The 23,519-nt window shown below is 59.9% G+C and carries 22 protein-coding genes; 12 read left to right on the top strand and 10 right to left on the bottom strand.

From position 1 onward, the window contains the following. The first annotated feature begins 17 nt into the window (after nucleotides 1-17). Entirely contained in the window at nucleotides 18-1,916 is a 1,899-nt protein-coding gene (locus F475_RS01820) for an FTR1 family protein (RefSeq protein ID WP_086944363.1), read from the top strand. Nucleotides 1,917-2,022: 106 nt separating this feature from the next. Beyond that, nucleotides 2,023-2,478 (top strand): YaiI/YqxD family protein, encoded by a 456-nt coding sequence (locus F475_RS01815; protein ID WP_064621049.1) that lies wholly within the window; start codon nucleotides 2,023-2,025, stop codon nucleotides 2,476-2,478. A 49-nt stretch (nucleotides 2,479-2,527) separates the two neighbouring features. Here the strand turns inward: F475_RS01815 and elbB are convergent, their stop codons facing one another. Beyond that, nucleotides 2,528-3,196, bottom strand: coding sequence for an isoprenoid biosynthesis glyoxalase ElbB (elbB, locus tag F475_RS01810; RefSeq protein ID WP_018927560.1), 669 nt, complete (start codon nucleotides 3,194-3,196; stop codon nucleotides 2,528-2,530). Nucleotides 3,197-3,310: 114 nt separating this feature from the next. On the opposite strand from elbB, the gene F475_RS01805 reads away from it, so the two are divergent. Continuing rightward, complete coding sequence (locus F475_RS01805) at nucleotides 3,311-4,546, top strand: sterol desaturase family protein (RefSeq protein WP_111453026.1); 1,236 nt, start codon at nucleotides 3,311-3,313, stop codon at nucleotides 4,544-4,546. On the opposite strand, the gene F475_RS01800 is transcribed toward F475_RS01805, so the two are convergent. Further along, nucleotides 4,527-5,159: a DedA family protein gene (locus F475_RS01800; protein WP_064621046.1), complete on the bottom strand. Its 633-nt coding sequence runs from the start codon at nucleotides 5,157-5,159 to the stop codon at nucleotides 4,527-4,529. The genes F475_RS01805 and F475_RS01800 overlap by 20 nt on opposite strands. A gap of 208 nt (nucleotides 5,160-5,367) precedes the next feature. Here F475_RS01800 and hemB point away from each other — a divergent pair, with 208 nt between their 5' ends. Beyond that, complete coding sequence (gene hemB / locus F475_RS01795; RefSeq protein WP_111453025.1) at nucleotides 5,368-6,381, top strand: porphobilinogen synthase; 1,014 nt, start codon at nucleotides 5,368-5,370, stop codon at nucleotides 6,379-6,381. Between the two features lie 18 nt (nucleotides 6,382-6,399). Then, nucleotides 6,400-8,622 (top strand): polyphosphate kinase 1, encoded by a 2,223-nt coding sequence (gene ppk1, locus F475_RS01790; RefSeq protein WP_018927564.1) that lies wholly within the window; start codon nucleotides 6,400-6,402, stop codon nucleotides 8,620-8,622. A gap of 181 nt (nucleotides 8,623-8,803) precedes the next feature. On the opposite strand, the gene ppx is transcribed toward ppk1, so the two are convergent. The 5 genes from ppx to F475_RS01765 all read right to left on the bottom strand — a co-directional run bounded on the left by ppx (nucleotide 8,804) and on the right by F475_RS01765 (nucleotide 13,392). Then, nucleotides 8,804-10,306: an exopolyphosphatase gene (ppx, locus tag F475_RS01785; protein WP_018927565.1), complete on the bottom strand. Its 1,503-nt coding sequence runs from the start codon at nucleotides 10,304-10,306 to the stop codon at nucleotides 8,804-8,806. A 226-nt stretch (nucleotides 10,307-10,532) separates the two neighbouring features. After that, entirely contained in the window at nucleotides 10,533-11,270 is a 738-nt protein-coding gene (locus tag F475_RS01780) for an amino acid ABC transporter ATP-binding protein (RefSeq protein WP_064621044.1), read from the bottom strand. Next, nucleotides 11,257-11,907 (bottom strand): amino acid ABC transporter permease, encoded by a 651-nt coding sequence (locus F475_RS01775; protein ID WP_111453024.1) that lies wholly within the window; start codon nucleotides 11,905-11,907, stop codon nucleotides 11,257-11,259. Before F475_RS01775 ends, F475_RS01780 begins: the two co-directional genes overlap by 14 nt. Further along, complete coding sequence (locus F475_RS01770; protein WP_018927567.1) at nucleotides 11,904-12,584, bottom strand: amino acid ABC transporter permease; 681 nt, start codon at nucleotides 12,582-12,584, stop codon at nucleotides 11,904-11,906. The genes F475_RS01775 and F475_RS01770 overlap by 4 nt, the downstream gene beginning before the upstream one ends. A gap of 22 nt (nucleotides 12,585-12,606) precedes the next feature. Continuing rightward, nucleotides 12,607-13,392, bottom strand: a complete 786-nt coding sequence (locus F475_RS01765; RefSeq protein WP_028939126.1) for a transporter substrate-binding domain-containing protein — start codon at nucleotides 13,390-13,392, stop codon at nucleotides 12,607-12,609. A gap of 257 nt (nucleotides 13,393-13,649) precedes the next feature. Between F475_RS01765 and F475_RS01760 the strand changes: the two genes are divergently transcribed. The 5 genes from F475_RS01760 (at nucleotide 13,650) to F475_RS01740 (ending at nucleotide 18,887) form a co-directional block, all read left to right on the top strand. Then, nucleotides 13,650-14,357: a FadR/GntR family transcriptional regulator gene (locus F475_RS01760; RefSeq protein ID WP_064621043.1), complete on the top strand. Its 708-nt coding sequence runs from the start codon at nucleotides 13,650-13,652 to the stop codon at nucleotides 14,355-14,357. A gap of 120 nt (nucleotides 14,358-14,477) precedes the next feature. Next, complete coding sequence (gene trxA / locus F475_RS01755; protein WP_003206727.1) at nucleotides 14,478-14,807, top strand: thioredoxin TrxA; 330 nt, start codon at nucleotides 14,478-14,480, stop codon at nucleotides 14,805-14,807. A gap of 247 nt (nucleotides 14,808-15,054) precedes the next feature. After that, nucleotides 15,055-16,314, top strand: coding sequence for a transcription termination factor Rho (gene rho, locus F475_RS01750; protein ID WP_007899384.1), 1,260 nt, complete (start codon nucleotides 15,055-15,057; stop codon nucleotides 16,312-16,314). Between the two features lie 138 nt (nucleotides 16,315-16,452). Continuing rightward, nucleotides 16,453-17,919, top strand: a complete 1,467-nt coding sequence (ubiD, locus tag F475_RS01745; protein WP_019580527.1) for a 4-hydroxy-3-polyprenylbenzoate decarboxylase — start codon at nucleotides 16,453-16,455, stop codon at nucleotides 17,917-17,919. Next, nucleotides 17,919-18,887 (top strand): CDP-6-deoxy-delta-3,4-glucoseen reductase, encoded by a 969-nt coding sequence (locus tag F475_RS01740; RefSeq protein WP_111453023.1) that lies wholly within the window; start codon nucleotides 17,919-17,921, stop codon nucleotides 18,885-18,887. The genes ubiD and F475_RS01740 overlap by 1 nt, the downstream gene beginning before the upstream one ends. A 14-nt stretch (nucleotides 18,888-18,901) precedes the next feature. Here the strand turns inward: F475_RS01740 and F475_RS01735 are convergent, their stop codons facing one another. Continuing rightward, nucleotides 18,902-19,345, bottom strand: coding sequence for a hypothetical protein (locus F475_RS01735; RefSeq protein WP_019580529.1), 444 nt, complete (start codon nucleotides 19,343-19,345; stop codon nucleotides 18,902-18,904). 385 nt (nucleotides 19,346-19,730) lie between these two features. Between F475_RS01735 and F475_RS01730 the strand changes: the two genes are divergently transcribed. Beyond that, complete coding sequence (locus tag F475_RS01730; RefSeq protein ID WP_018927574.1) at nucleotides 19,731-20,399, top strand: gamma-glutamylcyclotransferase; 669 nt, start codon at nucleotides 19,731-19,733, stop codon at nucleotides 20,397-20,399. On the opposite strand, the gene glpT is transcribed toward F475_RS01730, so the two are convergent. Further along, on the bottom strand, nucleotides 20,375-21,724 hold the full coding sequence (gene glpT, locus F475_RS01725; RefSeq protein ID WP_018927575.1) for a glycerol-3-phosphate transporter: 1,350 nt from the start codon (nucleotides 21,722-21,724) through the stop codon (nucleotides 20,375-20,377). The two genes, F475_RS01730 and glpT, sit on opposite strands and share 25 nt — an antisense overlap. 203 nt (nucleotides 21,725-21,927) lie before the next feature. Beyond that, the gene (locus F475_RS01720) at nucleotides 21,928-22,905 is read right to left on the bottom strand and encodes an NADPH:quinone oxidoreductase family protein (RefSeq protein ID WP_018927576.1); all 978 of its coding nucleotides are present in this window, start codon (nucleotides 22,903-22,905) and stop codon (nucleotides 21,928-21,930) included. Between the two features lie 150 nt (nucleotides 22,906-23,055). Between F475_RS01720 and F475_RS01715 the strand changes: the two genes are divergently transcribed. Then, on the top strand, nucleotides 23,056-23,463 hold the full coding sequence (locus tag F475_RS01715; protein ID WP_019580533.1) for a flagellar basal body-associated protein FliL: 408 nt from the start codon (nucleotides 23,056-23,058) through the stop codon (nucleotides 23,461-23,463). The last annotated feature ends 56 nt before the right edge of the window (nucleotides 23,464-23,519 follow it).

Raw genomic sequence — 23,519 nt, 5'->3', positions numbered from 1 at the left:
CCATTTGAGATTTATTCATGACTGGCTTCTCTCGTTTTCTGGCGTGGCTCGTGCTGCCGATGATCGCGTTCTGCAGCTTCAATGCGCTGGCCGAAACCGCGGAGGGTGCGCCCAAGGCCCTGCATTTGCTCGATTACATTGCCGCCGATTACCCGACGGCGGTCGAGGGAGGCAAGGTTATTGATGAGGCTGAGTATCTCGAACAGCAGACATTCCTGGGGGAGCTGCAAGGGTTGATCGCCGATTTGCCGGCCAAACCCCAGCGTGCCGAACTGGAGCAGGGCGTCAACGGTCTGCGCACCGCGATCGCCGCTCGCAAGGACGGCGCGGACGTCACCCGTCAGGCGCGGCAACTGGGGGCAAAACTGGCGGTGACCTATGAAGTCAGCCAGGCTCCGGTCATTACCCCGGACCCGACCCGCGGCGCGCCGCTGTATGCCCAGCAATGCTCGGTGTGCCATGGCGATACGGGCATCGGTGACGGCCCGGCAGGTGTCGGCATGACGCCACCGCCGACCAATCTGCGCGATGCCGCGCGACTGGACCGTCTGAGCCTCTACGCGCTTTACAACACGCTGGGTATGGGCGTCGAAGGTACTGACATGCCGGCCTTCGCCGATCAGCTGGATGATCGTCAGCGTTGGGACCTGGCGACCTACATCGCCGGCTTCAGCGCCGATCCGGCCGCGGCAAAATCCGAAAAAACCTACAACATCGCCGACCTGGCGCGTCAGACGCCAGCCGAAGTGCAGGCCGTCGAAGGTCCGCAAGCGGCCGCGACCTTCCGCGCGCAACGAGCGCAACCGCCGCAGGTCAAGCGTGGCCCGGGGCAATTGCTTGAATACACGGCGGCCACGCTGGACAAGAGTATCGCCGCCTATCGCGCTGGCGAGCACGATCAGGCCTACGACCTGTCGGTGGCGGCGTACCTGGAAGGCTTCGAACTGGTTGAAAGCTCTCTGGACAACGTCGACGCCAACGTACGCAAAGACACTGAAAAGTCCCTGATGGCTTACCGTCAGTCGTTGCAGGACGGCTTGCCAGTGGCCCAGGTCGAGCAACGTCTGGAAGTGGCCAAGGCCAAGCTGAAAGAATCCGCTGGCCTGCTCGGTAGCGATGGCTTGAGCTGGTCGCTGAGCTACATTTCCGGTCTGTTGATTCTGTTGCGAGAAGGTCTGGAAGCCATTCTGGTGCTCGCGGCGGTCCTCGCGTTCCTGCGCAATACCGGCCAGCAATCGGCGGTGCGCAGCGTCAACATCGGTTGGGGCCTGGCGCTGTTGGCCGGGCTGGCGACCTGGGCGGTGGCGGCGTATGTGATTGACGTCAGCGGGGCCCAGCGTGAGCTGCTGGAGGGGGCCACTGCGCTGTTTGCCAGTGTCATGGTGCTCTGGCTCGGCGTGTGGATGCACGACCGTCGCCACGCAGCGGCCTGGCAGGATTACATCAAGAGCAGCCTGGTGAGCGGCGGTGGGCGTTTCGGGTTTGCGATCCTGGCGTTCTTCTCGGTGTATCGCGAACTGTTCGAAGTGATCCTGTTTTACGAAACCTTGTGGTTGCAGGCGGGGCCTGCGGGGCATAACGCCGTAATGGCTGGCGGCGCGACGGCGCTGGTTATGCTGGTCGGTCTGGCCTGGGTGATTCTGCGCGGCTCGGCAAAGCTGCCGCTGGCACTGTTCTTCGGCATCAATGCCGGATTGCTGTGCGCGTTGTCGGTGGTGTTTGCCGGCCATGGCGTGAAGGCGTTGCAGGAAGCCGGGGTCTTCGGCACGCGGCCGGTACCGTTCTTTGACTTCGACTGGTTGGGGATCCACGCTGATGCGTATTCGCTGAGTGCCCAGGCTGTAGCGATCATCGCGATCATCGTGCTGTACAGTCGCAGCCGGATGGCCGAGAAGCGGCAGTTGCCGGCGTCTTAAAAGCATTCGCTGCGCTCATATTCGCGGGCAAGCCCGCTCCCACAGGTTCAGCGCTAACCTTATGGGAGCGGGCTTGCCCGCGATGCTTTTCAATAGAGGAAATCCAATGCGCGTATGGATCGATGCCGACGCCTGCCCTCGGGCAGCCAAGGATCTAGTGGTGAAGTTCGCCCTCAAGCGCCAGTTCGAAGTGGTACTGGTGGCCGGTCAGCCGCAGATCAAGCCGGGCCTTGCGCTGGTGAAACTGATCGTGGTGCCCAGCGGCCCGGATGCCGCCGACGATTACCTGGTGGAACACGCGGTGCCGGGGGAGTTGGTGATTTGCAGCGATGTGCCGCTGGCGGATCGGCTGGTGAAGAACGGCGTTGCGGCGCTGGATCCGCGGGGTAAGGAGTTCGATGCGCAGAACATGGGCGATCGACTCGCGGTGCGTAACCTCTTCACCGACTTGCGCGAGCAGGGGCAGATGAGCGGCGGCCCGGCGCCGTTCGGCGAGCGCGAGAAACAGGCGTTCGCCAATGCGCTGGACCGGATATTGACCCGGTTGTCGCGTAAAGCTTGAGCAAGACGGTAATGATCGTTCCCACGCGGAGTGGGAACAATCACGAGTGTTACTCGTCGTTTTCGTGGGTCAGTTCCAGTACGCGGTCGACCAATTTGTTGATGCCGGAAGCGGCTTCGCTGATCGATTGCGCGAGCATGTACGCCGGCGTGCTCACCAGCTTGCGCGCCTTGTCTTCGACAATGTCGGTCACGGCGCACTCGGCGTGGGTGGCGCCCATCTTGTTCATCGCGGCGGCGGTATCGGCATCGTTGCCGATGGTGCAGGTCACGCCCGGCCCGTAGATTTTTGCCGCCAGGGCCGGCGAGATGCAGATCAGCCCCACCGGTTTGCCAGCCTCGGCGAACGCTTCGGTCAACGCCAGGACGTCAGGTTGAACGCTGCAGCCGGCGCCTTCGACGGCAAAGTTCGACAGGTTCTTGGCCGCCCCGAAACCGCCGGGAACGATCAGCGCATCGAAGTCTTCGACGTCCGCTTCACGGATATCCTTGATGTTGCCCCGGGCGATACGCGCCGATTCCACCAGCACGTTGCGCGATTCGGGCATTTCTTCGCCAGTCAGGTGGTTGACCACATGCAACTGCGCGATGTTGGGTGCAAAGCACTGCACCTGGGCGCCGCGCTGGTCCAGCCGCAGCAGGGTGATCACGCTTTCGTGGATCTCGGCGCCGTCGTACACGCCACAGCCGGAAAGGATCACTGCAATTTTTTTGCTCATGGGCTTTTCTCCAGATTCATGGCGTTAAATGTCCACTAATTTGTCACTCGTTGCCATAGGGTTAATTCGCGGCTACACCTAATCTCTGCTGAACGATTCCGATTAGGTCGCGTCATGAACTTCATTCTGTATGCGGTGCCGTTTTTCTTTGGGCTGATTGCGGTCGAGTTGTTGGCCGACCGTTGGCGCGGGGTGAGCAATTACCGCGTGGCAGACGCGATCAACAGCCTCAGCACCGGCGTATTGTCGACTACCACGGGCCTGTTGACCAAAGGTGTCGGCCTGGTCACTTATGCCTTCGCCCTGGAACATCTGGCCTTGATCGAGCTGTCGGCCGACAGTGTCTGGGTCTGGGTGTTTGCATTCGTCTTCTACGACTTCTGCTACTACTGGCTGCACCGGATGGGCCATGAGCGCAACATCCTCTGGGCCGCGCATTCGGTGCATCACCAGAGCGAGGACTACAACCTCTCCACGGCCCTGCGCCAGACCAGCACCGGGTTTCTGTTGAGCTGGATCTTCTACCTGCCCCTGGCCGTGCTCGGCGTGCCGCTGCTGGTGTTCGTCAGCGTTGCGGCGTTGAACCTGTTGTACCAGTTTTGGGTGCATACCCGGCATATTCCCAAGCTTGGCTGGTTCGAGTGGTCCTTCGTCACGCCGTCCAATCATCGGGCTCACCATGCACAGAACGCTCTCTACATGGATCGCAACTACGGCGGGGTGTTCATTATTTGGGACCGTCTGTTCGGCTCGTTCCAGGAAGAGGACGATAACGAACCGGTGATATTCGGCGTGACCACGCCGCTGGCGAGCTGGAATCCGTTGTGGGCGAACGTGCAGTTTTACGCGCAGTTGTGGGATGACGCCCGGCGCGCCGAGCGCTGGTGGGACAAGCTGCGGATCTGGTTCATGCGCACCGGTTGGCGGCCGGCGGACGTGGCGGCCAAATACCCGATGAACAAGCCGGACCTGGCTCAGTTCCGCAAATTCGAGGTGCCGCTGGACGGACGTCAGCAGTGGTATGTGGCGCTGCAGTTCTGCGTCTACATCGCCTTGGGCAGTTACTTGATGAATTTGGAGCAGAGCCTGCCGACCGCAGCCCTGGTGTTGGGTTGGGGCGCCGTGGCGTTGGGGTTGTTCGTGTTGGGTGCAGCCCTGGAGAATCGCCCGCAGGCGTTGAAGCTGGAGCTGTTGCGGCTGGTGTCGAACCTGCCGCTGGTGTGGCTGGCACCGATGGTCGGGCTATGGCCGGGCAGCGCGGTGGGCTGGGTGGTGCTGCTCAGTTACAGCCTGCTCAGCGGCATCGGTCTCTACTGTTGTAGAAACCGCGTCACTCGATGGGCGTCGTAGGTTCGTTGGACTTGGCCTGTTCGGCTTTCAGTGCCTGCTCATCGGCGTAGATCTTTTTCGCCAAGCGGGCATTCTTGAAGCGCCGCCGCAGCCACAGGACAAAGCCCAGGACCAGCAGGGCGCCCAGCACCCACAGCTCGTATTTCTTGACACTGCCCAGCATACCTTCGAGCACCGCGCCGAAGTGATACGCAGCCGCTGCCAGCGCCGCAGCCCAGATGGCCGCGCCAATCCCGTTGAGCAGCAGATAGCGTCCCGGCGGATAGCCCGACAGACCGATTGCCACCGGCATCACGGTGCGCAAGCCATAGACAAAGCGGAAGCTCAGCACCCAGATGTCCGGGTGCTTGCGGATATGTTCCAGTGCCCGATCGCCCATCAATTGCCAGCGCGGTTTGCGCGCCAGCAATTTGCGCCCGTGCTTGCGCCCCAGGAAGTACCACAGCTGATCGCCGGCATAACTGCCGAAGAACGCCACGACCACCACCAGGTTGATGTCCATGTACCCACGGAACGCGAGGAAGCCTGCGAGTACCAGAATGGTTTCGCCTTCGAAAAACGTGCCGAGGAACAGGGCAAAGTAGCCGAAGTCATGTAGGAATTGTTGGAGCATTGTCTGGGTGCTGGCGAAATGAACGCGCAGCCTAACCCTTCGTGCACATTCATGAAAGTGTCCAAATGTGTCTCGACGTGAACATTTCCTACAAGGACAATGGAATGCGGCTACCTGTCACAGGGGTGCACACAACTGTCATACGTTGGTCATAATGGCCGCTTATAACTGTCACGCTCGCCCGCCAGCGCGGGCTCAGGAGTCTGCCGTGAGCTTTACCCCCGCCAACCGTTTGTTTCCTGCAACCCGCCTGCGTCGCAACCGTCGTGATGATTTTTCGCGTCGTCTGGTCCGTGAAAACGTACTGACCGTCGATGACCTGATCCTGCCGGTGTTCGTGCTGGACGGTGAAAACCGTCGCGAAGCAGTGGCATCGATGCCGGGCGTCGAACGCCTGACCATCGATCTGTTGCTGGAAGAGGCTGCCAAGTGGGTCGAGCTGGGCATTCCGGCGCTGGCACTGTTCCCGGTGACGCCACCGGAACTCAAGTCACTGGATGCCGCCGAAGCCTGGAACCCCAACGGCATCGCCCAGCGCGCTACCCGCGCTCTGCGTGCGCAGTTCCCGGAGCTGGGTGTGATCACCGACGTCGCCCTGGACCCGTTCACCACTCATGGGCAAGACGGCATCCTCGACGAAGAAGGCTACGTAGAGAACGACATCACCGTCGACGCACTGGTTAAGCAGGCTTTGTCCCACGCCGAAGCCGGCGCTCAAGTGGTGGCTCCGTCAGACATGATGGACGGGCGCATACAGGCGATCCGCGAGGCGCTGGAGCTGGCGGGTCACGTCAATGTGCGGATCATGGCCTACTCGGCCAAGTACGCCAGTGCCTACTACGGCCCGTTCCGCGATGCGGTGGGTTCGGCGTTGAACCTGGGCAAGGCCAACAAGGCCTCCTATCAGATGGACCCGGCCAACAGCGACGAAGCCCTGCACGAAGTGGCGGCCGACTTGTCAGAAGGCGCAGACATGGTCATGGTCAAGCCAGGCATGCCGTATCTGGATATTCTTTATCGGGTCAAGGAAGCGTTCAAAGTGCCGACCTTTGTGTATCAGGTCAGCGGCGAATACGCCATGCACATGGCGGCGATCCAGAATGGCTGGTTGAGCGAAGGGGTTATCCTCGAATCCCTGACCGCTTTTAAACGTGCAGGCGCTGATGGCATCCTGACTTACTTTGCCGTCCGTGCTGCTCAATTGTTACGAGAGCAAAAATAGCCCTCCCAGGAACATTCGATGAATACCGAAGGACTCACTGAAGTTGCCGTAAAAGACGCTCAACCTGTGGTGGAGCAAATCGCTGAAACTCCGCCGGAGCTGGAGCCCGCTCCACCTGCGGTGGTGGCCGAGCCCGTTGTGGCGGCGCCAGCGATTGCCATTCCCGGTCTGGATGACAGCAGCCTGTACATCCATCGCGAGCTCTCGCAACTGCAGTTCAACATCCGCGTGCTGGAACAGGCGCTGGATGAGTCCTACCCATTGCTGGAGCGGCTGAAGTTTCTGCTGATCTTCTCCAGCAACCTGGACGAGTTCTTCGAGATTCGTGTGGCCGGCCTGAAGAAGCAGATCACCTTCGCCCGTGAACAGGCTGGCGCCGATGGCCTGCAACCGCATCAGGCCCTGGCTCGCATCAGCGAATTGGTGCACGGTCACGTTGACCGCCAATACGCGATTCTCAACGACATTCTGTTACCGGAACTGGAAAAACATCAGGTCCGCTTCATCCGTCGTCGTTACTGGACTACCAAGCTCAAGACTTGGGTCCGCCGTTATTTCCGCGACGAGATCGCGCCGATCATCACCCCGATCGGCCTCGACCCGACGCACCCGTTCCCGTTGCTGGTGAACAAGAGCCTGAACTTCATCGTCGAGCTCGAAGGCATCGACGCCTTCGGTCGCGATTCCGGCCTGGCGATCATCCCGGCGCCGCGTCTGCTGCCGCGGATCATCAAGGTGCCGGAAGAAGTCGGCGGCCCGGGTGACAACTATGTATTCCTGTCGTCGATGATCCACGCGCACGCCGACGACCTGTTCCAGGGCATGAAGGTCAAGGGCTGCTACCAGTTCCGCCTGACCCGGAACGCCGACCTCGCGGTCGATACCGAAGACGTGGAAGACCTGGCCCGCGCCCTGCGCGGCGAGTTGTTCTCCCGTCGCTATGGTGATGCGGTGCGGCTGGAAGTGGCCGACACCTGCCCGAAACACCTGTCCGATTACCTGCTCAAGCAGTTCAACCTGCAGGAGACCGAGCTGTATCAGGTCAATGGTCCGGTCAACCTGACCCGGCTGTTCAGCATCACCGGCCTGGACAGTCATCCGGAGCTGCAATACACGCCGTTCACCCCGCAGATCCCGAAACTGCTGCAGAACAGCGAGAACATTTTCAGCGTGATCAGCAAGCAGGACATCTTGCTTCTGCACCCGTTCGAGTCCTTCACCCCGGTGGTCGACTTGCTGCGTCAGGCGGCCAAGGATCCACACGTGTTGGCGGTTCGCCAGACGTTGTATCGCAGCGGCGCCAACTCGGAGATCGTCGATGCGCTGGTGGATGCGGCGCGTAACGGCAAGGAAGTGACGGCGGTGATCGAATTGCGCGCGCGGTTCGATGAAGAATCCAACCTGCAGCTGGCCAGCCGTCTGCAGGCGGCCGGCGCCGTGGTGATTTACGGCGTGGTCGGCTTCAAGACCCACGCCAAGATGATGCTGATTCTGCGTCGCGAAGCCGGCGAGATTGTTCGCTACGCTCACTTGGGTACCGGCAACTACCACGCGGCCAACGCCCGTCTGTACACCGACTACAGCCTGCTGACCTCCGACGATGCCTTGTGCGAAGACGTCGGCAAACTGTTCAGCCAGTTGATCGGCATGGGTAAAACCCTGCGCATGAAAAAACTGCTGCACGCGCCGTTCACGTTGAAGAAGGGCATGCTCGACATGATTGCCCGGGAGACGCAATTCGCCCTCGACGGCAAACCGGCGCACATCATCGCCAAGTTCAACTCGCTGACCGATCCAAAGGTCATCCGCGCGTTGTACAAGGCCAGCCAGTCCGGGGTACGCATCGATCTGGTGGTGCGCGGCATGTGCTGCCTGCGACCGGGCATCGCCGGGGTATCGCACAACATCCACGTACGTTCGATCATCGGTCGTTTCCTGGAGCACACCCGGGTCTTCTACTTCCTCAATGGCGGTGAAGAGCAGATGTTCCTGTCCAGTGCCGACTGGATGGAACGCAACCTCGACAAGCGCGTCGAGACTTGCTTCCCGGTCGAGGGCAAGAAGCTGATTTTGCGGGTCAAGAAAGAGCTGGAGCTTTATCTTACCGACAACACCCACAGCTGGAGCCTGCAGTCGGACGGTCGCTACGTCCGTAATACACCGACCGGCAACCAGAACCCGCGCAGCGCCCAGGCCACCTTGCTGGAGCGGTTGGGCAGCCCGATTCTGGCGGTGCGTTAACGCAAACCTTGGGCGATAAAAAATGGCGATCCATGTGGATCGCCATTTTCATTTCCACCACCGTCCCTTGTAGGAGCTGGCTTGCCAGCGAATGGCTTTCAAGTCATGCATCCATTTCAAGGACGCCTTCGCCAGCAAGCCGGCTCCTACAGGACCGTGTTCGGCGACCATTTTCGGTTTTTTAGCGAACGTTCAGCACGAAGCTGACGCGGGTCAGCCATTCGGCTTCCAGGGCGAAGTCGGCCTGGGTCAACTGGTTGTCATCCAGCCAATGTTCCGGGAATAACACATCCAGGCTGTCGCCGTTGGCGTGCAGCACGACCTGTGGCATTTCCTGGGTGCCACGGATGTGGTGGAACAGAATCGCGAAGCGCAGCAGCACGCACAGGCGAATCAGCTTGATGCCGTCGTCGCCAAAATCGGCAAACCTGTCCTTGGGAATATTGCGACGGTGGCCACGCACCAGTAGCGCGAGCATCAGTTGGTCTTCGCGGGAGAACCCGGCCAGGTCCGAGTGCTCGATCAGGTAGGCGCCGTGTTTGTGGTACTGATAGTGCGCGATGTCCAGGCCCACTTCGTGGACCTTGGCCGCCCAGCTCAGCAGTTCGCGCCAGACACCGTCGTCCAGGTCCCAATCCTCGGCCACTTGATCGAAGGCATGCAGCGCCTTGCGTTCGACCCGCGCGGCTTGCTCCAGGTCGACGTGGTAGCGCTCCATCAGCGAGCTGAGCGTGCGCTCACGGACATCTTCGTGATGATGACGGCCCAGCAGGTCATAGAGCACGCCTTCGCGCAGGGCGCCTTCACAGTGGTCCATGCGTTGCAGTTCGAGGGCATCGAAGATCGCTTCGAGAATCGCCAGCCCGGCGGGAAAGATCGCCCGGCGGTCGGGCTTGATGCCTTCGAAGTCGATTTTCTCGACATCACCGAGCTTGATCAGCTTGCGCTTGAGCCAGGCCAAGCCTTCGGCGTTCACCTCGCCAGTGCCATGCCCGCCGGCCTTCAGCGCCAGGCCAATGGCGCGAATGGTGCCCGAGGAGCCGATGGCTTCATCCCAGGTCAGGCGGTGCAGGGCGTGTTCGATGCTCATGATCTCCAGCCGCGCCGCGGTGTACGCCTGGGCGTAGCGGGCCGGGGTGATCTTGCCGTCCTTGAAATAGCGTTGGGTATAGCTGACGCAACCCATTTGCAGGCTTTCGCGCAGCAGCGGTTCGAAGCGCTGGCCAATGATGAATTCGGTACTGCCGCCGCCGATGTCGGCCACCAGGCGTTTGCCCGGGGTGTCGGCGAGGGTGTGGGAGACGCCGAGGTAAATCAGGCGCGCTTCTTCACGGCCGGAGATGACTTCTACCGGATGGCCGAGGATTTCTTCGGCCCGATGGATGAATTCACCGCGGTTACGGGCTTCGCGCAGGGCGTTGGTGCCGACGATCCGCACGGTGCCGGGCGGCATACCGCTGATCAGTTGGGCGAAACGCTTCAGGCAATCGAGCCCGCGTTGCATGGATTCTTCGCTGAGTTGACGCTCTTCGTCGATGCCGGCGGCCAGCTGAACCTTCTCCCCGAGACGCTCGAGAATCCGGATTTCGCCGTTCTGGGCCTTGGCCACGACCATGTGAAAGCTGTTGGAGCCCAGGTCGATTGCGGCGATCAGGGACAGATTCTTGACTTGGGATAGCGGCATGGTCAGGGGGTCTCGGTCGATAACCTCGACATCCTGCCACGATCAAACGCTCGCGCCAACGCGCAGAGTTGAAAGCCTTGATCCAACCCTGTGGCGAGGGGGCTTGCCCCCGTTCGGCTGCGCAGCAGTCGTAAAACCTGCATGCGCGGTCTATTTGGAGTTGATGTGAATGGTTTTGGGGCTACTTCGTAGCCCAACGGGGGCAAGCCCCCTCGCCACAGGGGTGTCAGCCCGCCGCCTCCACGGTCCCAATGAAGTTCGCCAGCTCCGCCGTCTGCGGATTGGCAAACAACACCTTCGGATCTCCCACCTCATGCACCTTGCCCTGGTGCATGAACACCAATTTGTCGCCCACCTCCCGGGCAAAACGCATCTCATGGGTGACCATGATCAATGTCATACCTTCCCTGGCCAGTTGCCGGACCACGCTCAACACTTCATTGACCAGTTCCGGGTCCAAGGCCGAGGTGATTTCGTCGCACAGCAAGACTTTCGGCGACATGGCCAGCGCCCGGGCGATCGCCACCCGCTGTTGCTGGCCGCCAGAGAGTCGATCCGGGAAGGCGTCGAATTTCTCGCCCAGCCCGACCCGTTCCAGCATCTGTCGCGCCAGCTCGGTGGCTTTGGCTTTCGGCACTTTCTGCACCACTTGTGGCGCAAGCATGACGTTTTCGCCGACGGTCAGGTGCGGGAACAGGTTGAACTGCTGGAACACCATCCCGACTTTCTGTCGCAGACTGCGCAGGTCGGCGCGGGCGGCGTCGAGGTATTCGCCGTCGACTTCGATCACGCCGTCATTGATCGATTCCAGACCATTGAGGGTGCGCAGCAAGGTGGACTTGCCCGAGCCGCTGCGACCGATGATCGCCACCACCTGGCCTTCCTCGACACTCAGGTCAATGCCTTTGAGCACATGATGGTCGCCGTAATATTTATGCAGGGCGGAAATTCTAAGCAGAGGCATGCAGTCTCCTTTCCAGGTAGCGCGCACTGAGGGACAAGGGGTAGCAGAGCAGGAAGTAACCGAAGGCGACGAGGCCGTAGACCATAAAGGGTTCGAAGGTCGCGTTGGCGAGCATGCCGCCGGTCTTGGTCAGTTCGGTGAAGCCGATGATCGAGGTGACGGCGGTGCCCTTGACCACTTGCACCGAGAAGCCCACGGTCGGCGCCACGGCGATGCGCAGCGCTTGTGGCAGGATCACGTAACGCAATTGCTCCAGCGGGTTGAGCGCCAGGCTCGATGAGGCTTCCCACTGGCCATTGGGGATCGAGTCGACGCAACCGCGCCAGATCTCTGCCAGGTAGGCGCTGGTGAACAGCGTCAAGGCAATCGCCGCCGCCATCCACGGTGAAATTTCCACACCGGCCAAGGCCACACCGAAGAACACCAGAAACAGCTGCATCAACAGCGGCGTGCCTTGGAACAATTCGATGTAGGTGCGGGCGAAGTGGCTGGGCAGGGATTTCTTTGAAATCCGCATCACCATGATCAGCAAACCGATCAGCCCACCGCCGATAAACGCCACCAGCGACAACGCCAGCGTCCATTGCAGGCCCGTAAGCAGGTTGCGCAGGATGTCCCAGAAGGTGAAATCGCTCATTGGCTGCTCCTTGCGCTGCTCTTGGATATGTAGCGGCGACCGATCCAGTTCAGCAATTGGCGGATCAGCAGCGCCATGCACAGGTAGAGCAGCGTGGTCAGGGCGTAGGTTTCAAAGGCGCGAAAGTTACGCGACTGAATGAAGTTGGCGGCGAAACTCAGCTCTTCGGTGGCGATCTGCGAACAGACCGCCGAGCCGAGCATGACGATGATGATCTGGCTGCTCAGGGCCGGCCAGACCTTGCCCAGTGCCGGCAGCAGAACCACGTGGCGGAAGGCTTCGAAACGCGACATTGCCAGGGCGGCTGCGGCTTCCAGTTGCCCGCGGGGGATCGCTTGAATGCCGGCGCGGATGATCTCGGTCGAATAGGCGCCCAGGTTGATCACCATCGCCAGCACCGCCGCCTGCCATTCGGAAATCTGCAGGCCCAGCGACGGCAAACCGAAGAAGATGAAAAACAACTGCACCAGAAAGGGTGTGTTGCGGATCAACTCGACGTAGACCCCGAAAATGCCGGCGAACGGGCGGATGTTCCACGCCCGCACCAGTGCGCCGATGATGCCCAGAGCGACCCCGAACACTGCGCCAACGGCCGTCAGCTCAAGGGTGAACAACGCACCGCGCAGCAGCAGGTCGGTGTTTTCCACCACCGGCAAGAAATCGAACTGATAAGCCATAAGTCGTCTCCCGAGCGAACGATCAGAGATCGGCCGGCAGCGGTTCTTTCAACCAGGTTTGCGAGTTCTTTTCCAGCGCACCGTCAGCCTTGGCGGTGGTGAGGATCTGATTGACCTTGTCCAGCAACGCCGGCTCATTCTTGTTCACACCGACGTACACCGGCGAGTCCTTGAGCTTCACTTTCAGGGCCGGTACGCGTTTCGGGCTTTTCTCGCTGATGGCCACCATCACCACGTTGCCGCTGGCGATCAGGTCGACTTGCCCGGCAAGGTAGGCGGCGATGGTCGAGTTGTTGTCTTCGAAGCGTTTGATAGTCACGCCTTCGGGGGCGACTTTGGTCAGCTCAATGTCTTCGATGGCGCCACGGGTGACGCTGATGGTTTTGCCCTTGAGATCGTCCAAACCCTTGATGGCGGCGTCTGGCGGACCGAACACGGCGAGGTAGAACGGCGCGTAGGCACGGGAGAAATCGATGACTTTCTCGCGTTCAGGGTTCTTGCCGAGGCTGGAAATCACCAGGTCGACCTTGCCGGTGGTCAGGAACGGGATGCGGTTGGTGCTGTTGACCGGGGTCAGTTCGAGTTTGACCTTGAGTTGGTCGGCCAGCAGTTTGGCGGTGTCGATGTCGAGGCCGCGCGGTTTCATGTCCGGGCCGACCGAACCGAACGGCGGGAAGTCCTGGGGCACGGCGACTTTGAGGGTGCCGCGTTTGACCACATCCTCCAGACCGTCGGCGTGGGCAGGTGCCTGGCTCAGCATCAGGCTGGCAAACAGGGCGGCGAGGAGGGCGCTGTAACGCTGGGTCATGGCAAATCTCCGGATCGGCGGGAAGTGATTTCTGCGGATCGACAGAGCACGGGCCATGCCAAGATTCGGTTTCAGGGGTTGCAGGCCACGGTTTTGCTGGTGTTTCTCGGTCTTACTGGTCTGAACAGTTAGGTGGCATTTCGCACCTTGATGGCGCAATCGTGAAAACTCCCGAACCCCCATGGGGCACGACTTGCCGGACGTCGCGAATAGCTTTACAACTAGCCGCTCATTGGCCTGGTTCGTCTGAAGAAACCATGAATTCGATCTCCCGTGCAGTACCTGAAGTGGCGCTGCAAGCCATCCGCAAACTGATCACCGAGCAAGGTTTCGGGCCGGGTGATGCCTTGCCCTCGCAACGGGATCTGGCGGTGCAATTGGGGGTCAGCCGGGCGTCGTTGCGCGAGGCGTTGTCGTCCCTGAGTGCGCTGGGCGTGATCAGCATCCAGCCGGGCAAGGGCGTGTTCGTGCAGTCACCGGTCGATCTGCCCCGGGGCGAGGCGGTGCCGGGCTGGCCATTCGCGGCCCAGGCATCGCCGCTGGACATCTTCCAGTTGCGCTATGCGCTGGAGGGTTTTGCCTCGGGTTTGGCGGCCGTGACCCTGAGCACCGAGGATCTCGATGCCCTGGAAGACAACGTCGCCGCCATGCGCAACGAACTGCGTGCCGCCAACTTCGATGCAGCGGCGCGACTGGACTTCGAGTTTCACCGGCGCATCCTCCTGGCCAGCGGCAATCAGGCGATGCTGAGCATCCTGACAGCCAGCGCCGACATCTTTCTGGAGAGCCAGAAGCTACCGTTCATCCGGGCCGAACGGGCCATGGAAACCTGGCAGGAACACCGTAAAATCCTCCGCGCACTGGCCCGTCGAGCCTCTGGCGCCGCGCAGAAGGCCATGCAGGAGCATGTGCGCAACGCCGCCCTGCGCACCGGAATTGCCTTCGTCGCTCCCGCCACCTCGTGACTTGAGCTATACCCAAATTCATGGGGCACCATAGCGAGACTCAATCATCTGCGGCTTCCTGAACGGGGGAAGGGCAGCTATGATGGGCCACGTTTTTTTGCTTACAACCTGGAGACTTCCATGAGCAGCGATCTTATCAAACACGTTAGCGACGCTAGCTTCGAGGCCGACGTACTCAAGGCCGAAGGCGCTGTACTGGTCGACTACTGGGCTGAGTGGTGCGGCCCTTGCAAAATGATCGCTCCTGTCCTGGACGAAATTGCCGAGACCTACAAAGGCAAGCTGACCGTTGCCAAACTGAACATCGACGAGAACCAGGAAACCCCGGCCAAGCATGGCGTGCGTGGTATCCCGACGCTGATGCTGTTCAAGAACGGCAACGTCGAAGCCACCAAGGTCGGCGCGCTGTCGAAGTCGCAATTGGCCGCTTTCCTCGACGCCAACATCTAAGCGTTGTTATAAAGCGTCATGAAAAGGCCCCGCATTATGCGGGGCCTTTTCGTTATTGAGGGCTAGACGCTCCGAAACTCAGGTGGTACATTCGGCCCCGCACTGGTTTCTCCACTGCCCCCTGCTAGCCGTCGCCGACGCACTCCTTTTCGAATAAGTACGCGATCCTGTCGCCTTCTCTGCGGCGCGGCCTCATTAAGCCAAAAGCTTAATTTCCCCCCTCCATAAATGATTACGTCATTCCTATATGAATCTGACTGAACTCAAGCAAAAGCCGATTACCGAACTGCTCGAATTGGCCGAACAGATGGGCATAGAAAATATGGCCCGTTCGCGCAAGCAGGACGTGATTTTCTCCCTGCTCAAAAAGCACGCGAAAAGCGGCGAGGAAATCTCCGGTGATGGCGTGCTGGAGATTCTCCAGGACGGCTTCGGCTTCCTGCGCTCCGCTGACGCTTCCTATCTCGCCGGCCCGGACGATATCTACGTCTCGCCGAGCCAGATCCGTCGCTTCAACTTGCGCACCGGTGACACCATCGTTGGCAAGATCCGTCCTCCAAAGGAAGGCGAGCGGTATTTCGCGCTGCTGAAGGTCGACACGATCAACTACGATCGTCCCGAGAACGCGAAAAACAAGATTCTCTTCGAGAACCTGACCCCGCTGTTCCCGACTGTGCGCATGAAGATGGAAGCCGGCAACGGTTCCACCGAAGACTTGACCGGTCGTGTCATCGACCTGTGCGCCCCGATCGGCAAAGGCCAGCGTGGCCTGATCGTTGCTCCGCCGAAAGCCGGTAAAACGATCATGCTGCAGAACATCGCGGCAAACATCGCGCGTAACAATCCTGAAGTTCACCTGATCGTGCTGTTGATCGACGAGCGTCCGGAAGAAGTGACCGAAATGCAGCGCACCGTGCGCGGCGAAGTGGTTGCCTCGACGTTCGACGAGCCGCCAACCCGCCACGTGCAGGTTGCTGAAATGGTGATCGAGAAGGCCAAGCGCCTGGTCGAGCACAAGAAGGACGTGGTGATTCTGCTCGACTCCATCACCCGTCTGGCCCGTGCCTACAACACCGTGATCCCGAGCTCCGGCAAGGTGCTGACCGGTGGTGTCGATGCCCACGCCCTGGAGAAACCGAAACGTTTCTTCGGCGCTGCGCGGAACATCGAAGAAGGCGGCTCGTTGACCATTATCGCTACCGCGCTGGTTGAAACCGGTTCGAAGATGGACGAAGTGATCTACGAAGAATTCAAAGGCACCGGCAACATGGAACTGCCTCTGGATCGCAAGATCGCCGAAAAACGTGTGTTCCCGGCCATCAACATCAACCGCTCCGGTACTCGCCGCGAAGAGTTGCTGACAGCCGACGACGAACTGCAGCGTATGTGGATCCTGCGCAAACTGCTGCACCCGATGGATGAAGTCTCTGCCATCGAGTTCCTGGTCGACAAGCTGAAACAGACCAAGACCAACGACGAGTTCTTCCTGTCGATGAAACGCAAGTAAATCGAACAGGCCAAAAAGCCGGGGAAACCCGGCTTTTTGCTATCTGATTTTTGATCAACGGCAGTTCGTGGTTCTGAACTGAGGGGTTCGGCGCTAAACTGCCACCCCCGAACGCCACGGCCAAAACGAGGCTCACGCATGCAGTATCGCGACTTGCGCGACTTTATCAGCGGCCTGGAACAGCGCGGCGAACTCAAGCGCATCCAGGTTCCGGTGTCCCCAGTGCTCGAAATGACCGAGGTCTGCGACCGCACATTGCGCGCCAAAGGCCCGGCCCTGCTTTTCGAAAAGCCCACGGGTTATGACATCCCTGTGCTCGGCAATCTGTTCGGTACGCCTGAGCGCGTGGCGCTTGGCATGGGTGCAGAGGCGGTGAGCGAGTTGCGCGAAATCGGCAAGTTGCTGGCGTTCCTCAAGGAGCCCGAGCCGCCGAAAGGTTTGAAGGACGCCTGGTCCAAGCTGCCGATCTTTCGCAAGATCATCTCGATGGCGCCGAAAGTCGTCAAAGACGCGGTGTGCCAGGAAGTGGTCATCGAAGGCGACGATGTCGACCTCGCGATGTTGCCGGTGCAGACCTGCTGGCCAGGCGATGTCGGCCCGCTGATCACCTGGGGCCTGACTGTCACCAAAGGTCCGAACAAGGATCGCCAGAACCTCGGCATTTACCGTCAACAGGTGATCGGTCGCAACAAGGTGATCATGCGCTGGTTGAGTCACCGTGGCGGCGCGCTGGATTACCGCGAATGGTGCGAAAAACACCCCGGCCAGCCGTTCCCGGTGTCCGTGGCGCTGGGCGCTGACCCGGCCACCATTCTTGGCGCCGTGACGCCGGTGCCGGACAGCCTCTCCGAATACGCTTTCGCCGGTCTGCTGCGGGGCAATCGCACCGAACTGGTGAAATGCCGCGGCAACGACCTGCAAGTACCGGCCACGGCCGAAATCATCCTCGAAGGCGTGATCCATCCGGGCGAAATGGCCGATGAAGGTCCGTACGGCGACCACACCGGCTACTACAACGAAGTCGACAGCTTCCCGGTGTTCACCGTCGAGCGCATCACCCATCGGATCAAGCCGATCTACCACAGCACCTACACCGGCCGTCCGCCGGATGAGCCGGCGATTCTCGGTGTGGCGCTGAACGAAGTGTTCGTACCGATCCTGCAGAAGCAATTCCCGGAGATCACAGACTTCTACCTGCCACCCGAAGGCTGCTCGTACCGCATGGCCATCGTGACCATGAAGAAGTCGTATCCCGGTCACGCCAAGCGGGTAATGCTCGGTGTCTGGTCGTTTTTGCGACAGTTCATGTACACCAAGTTCGTTATCGTCACCGACGACGATATCAACGCACGGGACTGGAACGACGTGATCTGGGCCATTACCACGCGCATGGACCCCAAGCGCGACACGGTGATGATCGATAACACGCCGATCGACTACCTGGACTTCGCCTCGCCGGTCTCCGGCCTGGGTTCGAAGATGGGGCTCGATGCCACGCATAAATGGCCAGGCGAAACCACCCGTGAGTGGGGCCGGGTCATCGTCAAGGATGAAGCCGTTACCCAACGGATCGATGCCATCTGGAATCAGTTAGGAATAGATTGATGCGTGTAACCTTGCAGCCCTCCGGAGCAGTGCTTGAGATTCTGCCCGGCGAGCGGATTCTCGATGGCGCGCGGCGCCTGGGCTATGAATGCCCGCAAAGCTGTCGTAACGGCAATTGCCATGTGTGCGGCGCATTGCTGGTGGAAGGGCGGGTCGAACAGGCTGGCGATGTGCGCGACCATGGCGAGTTCTACACTTGCATTGCAGAGCCGCTGGAAGACTGCATCGTGTTGTGGGATGGCGTGCTCGCGCTGGGAGAACTGCCGGTGCGCAGCGTGTCGTGTCAGGTCATTGAATGCAGGGACGTCGGTGGCGATACCTGGCGCGTGCGTCTGCGTGCGCCAGCGGGCAAGCCGCCGCGCTATCACGCCGGCCAGTACCTGATGATCGAGCGTGAGAGTGGCGAGAAATCCGCTTTTTCCGTGGCCTCTGCACCGCATTCCGGCCGCGACCTGGAAATTCATGTGCTGGCGCGCGAAAGCAGCGCGCTGAGCCTGATCGAACAGCTCCAGCGCAACCCGATGGTGCGGATCGAGATGCCGTTCGGCGACACCCATCTGGCGGAACTGCCGAACGGTCCTCTCGTACTGATTGCTGCCGGTACCGGCATGGGCCAGATTCACAGCCTGATCGAACATTGCCGCGCCACGGGCTTCAAGCATCCGGTGCACCTGTATTGGGGCGTACGTCGTCCCGAAGACTTTTATGAGATCGAACATTGGGATGAATGGCTGAAGCTGCCCAATCTGTTCCTGCATAAAGTCGTCAGCGATCAATGCGGCTGGCAGGGGCGTTGCGGCATGTTGCATGAGGCGGTGTGTGAAGATTTCCCTGATCTGAAAGCACTGCACGTCTATGCCAGCGGCTCTCCAGCCATGGTCTATGGCACGCTCGATGCTTTGGTCGAAGCGGGGATGGATGCCCATCAAATGCGTGCCGATGTATTTGCTTACGCCCCGCGATCATAGGTGCGTGAACCGTTCTAGAAGCGCACCCCGGTTGTCACCATGGCGGCATTGAAGCCGAGCAACACCAGCTCGGCTGCCAATGGTCCGTAGTGTGCCCCGACTGAAGGAATGATCACCGGCGCGACCCCGAAGTGATTCAGAGGGATCTTGTCCTGAGACTTGCCGCTGTAACCTTGCAACAGACCACCGGTAAGTTTTATGTACACGGGATAGTCAGCGCTCTCGTAGCGTTTGCCCGCATACGCATAATATGAACGCTGGCTGAACGAGTTGCGAAAAGTTGCGCCACCAAACAACCAACCGGACGCTTGCTCGCGCTCAAGACCGATAAGGTCCTGATTGTTATTGTGGTCGGAGTCGGGGGAGAAGTGTCTGGTATAGACGCTGGCCTGCAAATACCAGGAGCCGGTGTCTTTCGCAGAGGTGTCCTCGGCCAGCGAGTGCTGCGCCGTGAGCATTAGAAGTAACCCGTAAATCCATGGTGTTTTCATTGTTCAGGCCTTTGAGGCAGTTTGGTTTGCGTCTTTGGGTGGCCGTTATACGCGACGTAAAGCTGCAATGGGTAGGCGGTAAATCCGAAGGGTTTGTAGGCATTTTCTCCTAGGTGAGCTTTATCCTAGACGCGCCGAATGCTTATGTATATTTCGTTCTGGTATTTAAGAATTCTCTTAAATGATATTAGGGTATATCGCCAAGCCCTCCAGCTTCAGTATTGGATTTTTTATAGGGGACGCAAGGTCATAGGGCGCTTAGTACTTTTCGTTTTAGTATTACTGCTATATGTTCTATGAAGTGAAAGTTGTTTATATTTTGTAATAATTGCTGGACCAAAATTTTATTGCCATGAGCGCCATTGAATCTGCTTTTTTGAATCTGGCTTACCCTCCGCGGCTCGATCTGGGGCCGCAGCTTACACACGAACAATTGCTCAGCTCGATGCAGTCGACCATGGCGCGCCATAAGGGTGGGCCGGTCTGGTTATTCGCGTATGGTTCGCTGATCTGGCGGCCTGAATGTGCGGCGGTTGAGCGGGTGCGCGGCCGGGTGCATGGCTACCATCGCGGTTTGTACCTGTGGTCCCACGAGCATCGCGGCACGCCGGAAGTGCCGGGGCTGGTATTTGGCCTGGATCGCGGTGGTTCGTGCAGCGGGTTCGCCTATCGTTTGCCCGAAGAACAACTCGAGGCTTCACTTTATGCACTCTGGCAGCGCGAGATGCCATTCCCTTCCTATCGTCCACACTGGCTCAACTGCCGTCTTGAAAACGGAAACCAGGTTCAGGCATTGGGATTTGTATTGGAGCGGCACCTGCCCAGCTATGCCGGCAACTTGCCGGATCACGTGCTGAGCCAAGTATTCGAGAACGCTTGCGGGCGCTATGGCACTACTCGCGAGTATGTCGAGCAGACCGCCCACGCCCTGCGTAGCCACGCCATGCCAGACCGGAATCTGGAGGCGCGGCTCAAGCGCTGTAAATCAAAGGCAGATCAGGCGAGCGCTTCGCGGCCCTGACTGGCGACGTTTTTGTGGCCCAGGGTGGGAGCCAGGAACGCCATAGCCAGCAGGCAGGCAACGACCAACAGAATGAAGCCGCCATTCCAGCCGAAATAGTCCACGGTGTAGCCCATCATGGCACTGGCCGCGACGGAACCACCCAAGTAACCGAACAGGCCGGTAAAGCCTGCGGCCGTACCCGCGGCCTTCTTCGGCACCAGTTCCAGCGCCTGCAGGCCGACCAGCATCACCGGGCCGTAGATCAGGAAGCCGATGGCGAACAGCGAGATCATGTCGATCATCGGATTGCCCGGTGGATTCAGCCAATACACGATCGTCGCAACGGTCACCAACGCCATGAACACCATGCCGGTCAGGCCACGGTTACCACGGAAGATCTTGTCCGACATCCAGCCGCACAGCAGCGTGCCGGGAATGCCCGCCCACTCGTACAGGAAGTAAGCCCACGAGGTCTTGTCGAAGTCGAAGTGCTTGACCTCTTTGAGGTAGGTCGGCGCCCAGTCCAGAATGCCGTAGCGCAGCAGGTAGACGAAAACGTTAGCCAGTGCGATGAACCAGAGCATTTTGTTGCGCAGCACGTATTTGACGAAGATGTCCTTGGCGCTGAATTCCTCTTCGTGACTGGCGTCGTAGCCTTCCGGGTAATCGTTTTTGTACTTCTCAATCGGCGGCAGGCCCGTCGACTGCGGTGTATCGCGCATCACAATGAAGGCAAACACGGCGACCAACAGCGCCACGGCAGCCGGTACGTAGAACTTGCTGTGCCAGTCGTTGAACCAGCCCATGCCGAGAATCGCCAGCGGGCCGATCAAGCCACCGCCAACGTTATGCGCGGTGTTCCAGACCGAAACCACGCCGCCACGCTCTTTCTGTGACCACCAATGCACCATGGTTCGCCCGCTCGGCGGCCAGCCCATGCCTTGCGCCCAGCCGTTGATGAACAGCAGGATGAACATCATGGTCACGCTGGACGTGGCCCAAGGTGCGAAACCGAAAACGAACATCACCGCGGCGGACACCACCAGGCCAAAGGGCAGGAAGTAACGCGGGTTGGAGCGGTCGGACACGATGCCCATCAGAAACTTGGACAGGCCGTAGGCGATTGCAATCGCCGACATCGCCACACCCAGTTGGCCTTTTGTATAGCCTTGGGCGATCAGGTCCGGGAACGCCAGGGTGAAGTTCTTGCGCAGCAGGTAGTAACCGGCATAGCCAATGAAAATCCCGGCGAAGATCTGCCAGCGAAGGCGTCGGTAGGTGCTGTCTATTTTTTCTTCAGGCAATGGAGCCTGATGTGCGGCAGGACGAAAGAAAGCAAACATTCAAGAGCTCCAGATTTCTTGTTTTGACTGCGGATGCGAATGTTACAGTTTCGTTACCGAAAATAGCACCGGTTCGCATCGGCAAAACAGCGGAAATGTTAGAGATCGCATGTTCCTTTATGAACATGTCGCTCAGGTATAAATGAGAGTCGGTACGGGGATGACGGAGCCAGGTCGCAGGCTGCGACCTGGCTTGAAAACGATCAACGAACCTGCACGACCACCTTTCCGACCGCCTTGCGCTGGCCAAGATCGTTGATCGCCTGCGCCGCATTGCTCAGTGGATACACCTGTGACACCAGCGGTTTCAACTTGCCTTCGGCGAACCAGTGAAACAACTGCTGGAAGTTCGCCGCGTTGTCCTGTGGTTGGCGCTGGGCAAACGAGCCCCAGAACACGCCGACCACTGCAGCACCTTTGAGCAGTGCCAGGTTCACTGGCAGTTCGGGGATACGTCCACTGGCGAAACCGACCACCAGAAGACGACCGTTCCAGGCGATGGCGCGGATGGCCTGGTCGAACAGGTCCCCGCCCACCGGGTCGTAGATCACGTCGGCGCCCTGGCCGTCGGTCAGGCGTTTGATTTCGTCCTTGAGGCTGGTTTCGCTGTAGTTGATCAGTTCATCGGCGCCGGCGGCTTTGGCCACCGCGAGTTTTTCCGCACTGCTCGCGGCGGCGATCACCCGGGCGCCCATGGCTTTGCCGATTTCCACGGCGGCGAGGCCGACGCCGCCGGACGCGCCGAGCACCAGCAAGGTTTCGCCGGGTTGCAGGTTGCCTCGTTGCTTGAGGGCGTGCATCGAAGTGCCGTAGGTCATGCTGAAAGCGGCGGCAGTGTTGAAGTCCATCGATGGCGGGATCGGCAGCACGTTGTAGCCCGGCACCGCGACCTGCTCGGCGAAACTGCCCCAGCCAGTCAGGGCCATGACCCGGTCACCGACCTTGAGGTGGCTGACCTTTTCCCCCACCGCGCTGACCACGCCAGCCGCTTCGCCACCCGGTGAAAACGGGAAGGGCGGTTTGAACTGGTATTTGCCCTCGATGATCAGCGTGTCCGGGAAATTCACCCCGGCCGCGTGCACGTCCAGCAGGATTTCGTTCTTCTTCGCAACAGGACTGGCGACGTCTTCCAGCACCAGCGATTCGGCAGGGCCGAAGGCTTTGCACAGCACGGCTTTCATCAGGGCTATTCCTTTGGGAGTGATGGCCGATAAGTGTAGGTGTGTGAGTTAACGGGTCAACGAGCATGCCCGACCCTGATAGTCAGCCATAAGCTTGTGCTTGAGCGGCGGGTCGTTATGCTAGGCCGCAAACCGGATAAGGAGCGAATTGTGAAAGCGTGGATCATGTTGATGCTGGCCCTGTCTCTGCCTGTGGCAGCGATGGCCGAAGAAGCCAAAGAAGGTGAAGCCCCGAAGGTCAACTACATCACCCTGAGCCCGCCGTTCGTGGGCAACTATGGGTTGGATGGCACGCCGAAGCTCAAGGTCTACAAGGCCGATGTGGCGCTACGGGTGACTGGTGACGAGGCGACCAAGGCGGTGAAGGCCAATGAGCCGTTGATCCGCAATCAGCTGGTGGCGTTGTTTGCCCAGCAGACCACTGAAACCATGAACAACGTCGAAGCCAAGGAAAAGCTGCGTCAGGAAGCCTTGAAGCAGACCCAGCAAGTGATGAACGACGAAACCGGCAAGCCGGTGGTTGAGGATCTGTTGTTCAACAACCTCATTATCCAGTAAGGCTTTTGTTGTCTGGGGCGGCCCCTTCGCGGACTTGCTCGCGAAGGGCGACTCGG

It is taken from the genome of Pseudomonas sp. URMO17WK12:I6 (genome assembly GCF_003253625.1).
In the GTDB taxonomy this organism is placed as follows: domain Bacteria; phylum Pseudomonadota; class Gammaproteobacteria; order Pseudomonadales; family Pseudomonadaceae; genus Aquipseudomonas.
Note: the sequence above shows the minus strand (reverse complement) of the source record. Positions and strands in the feature narration are given on the sequence as shown.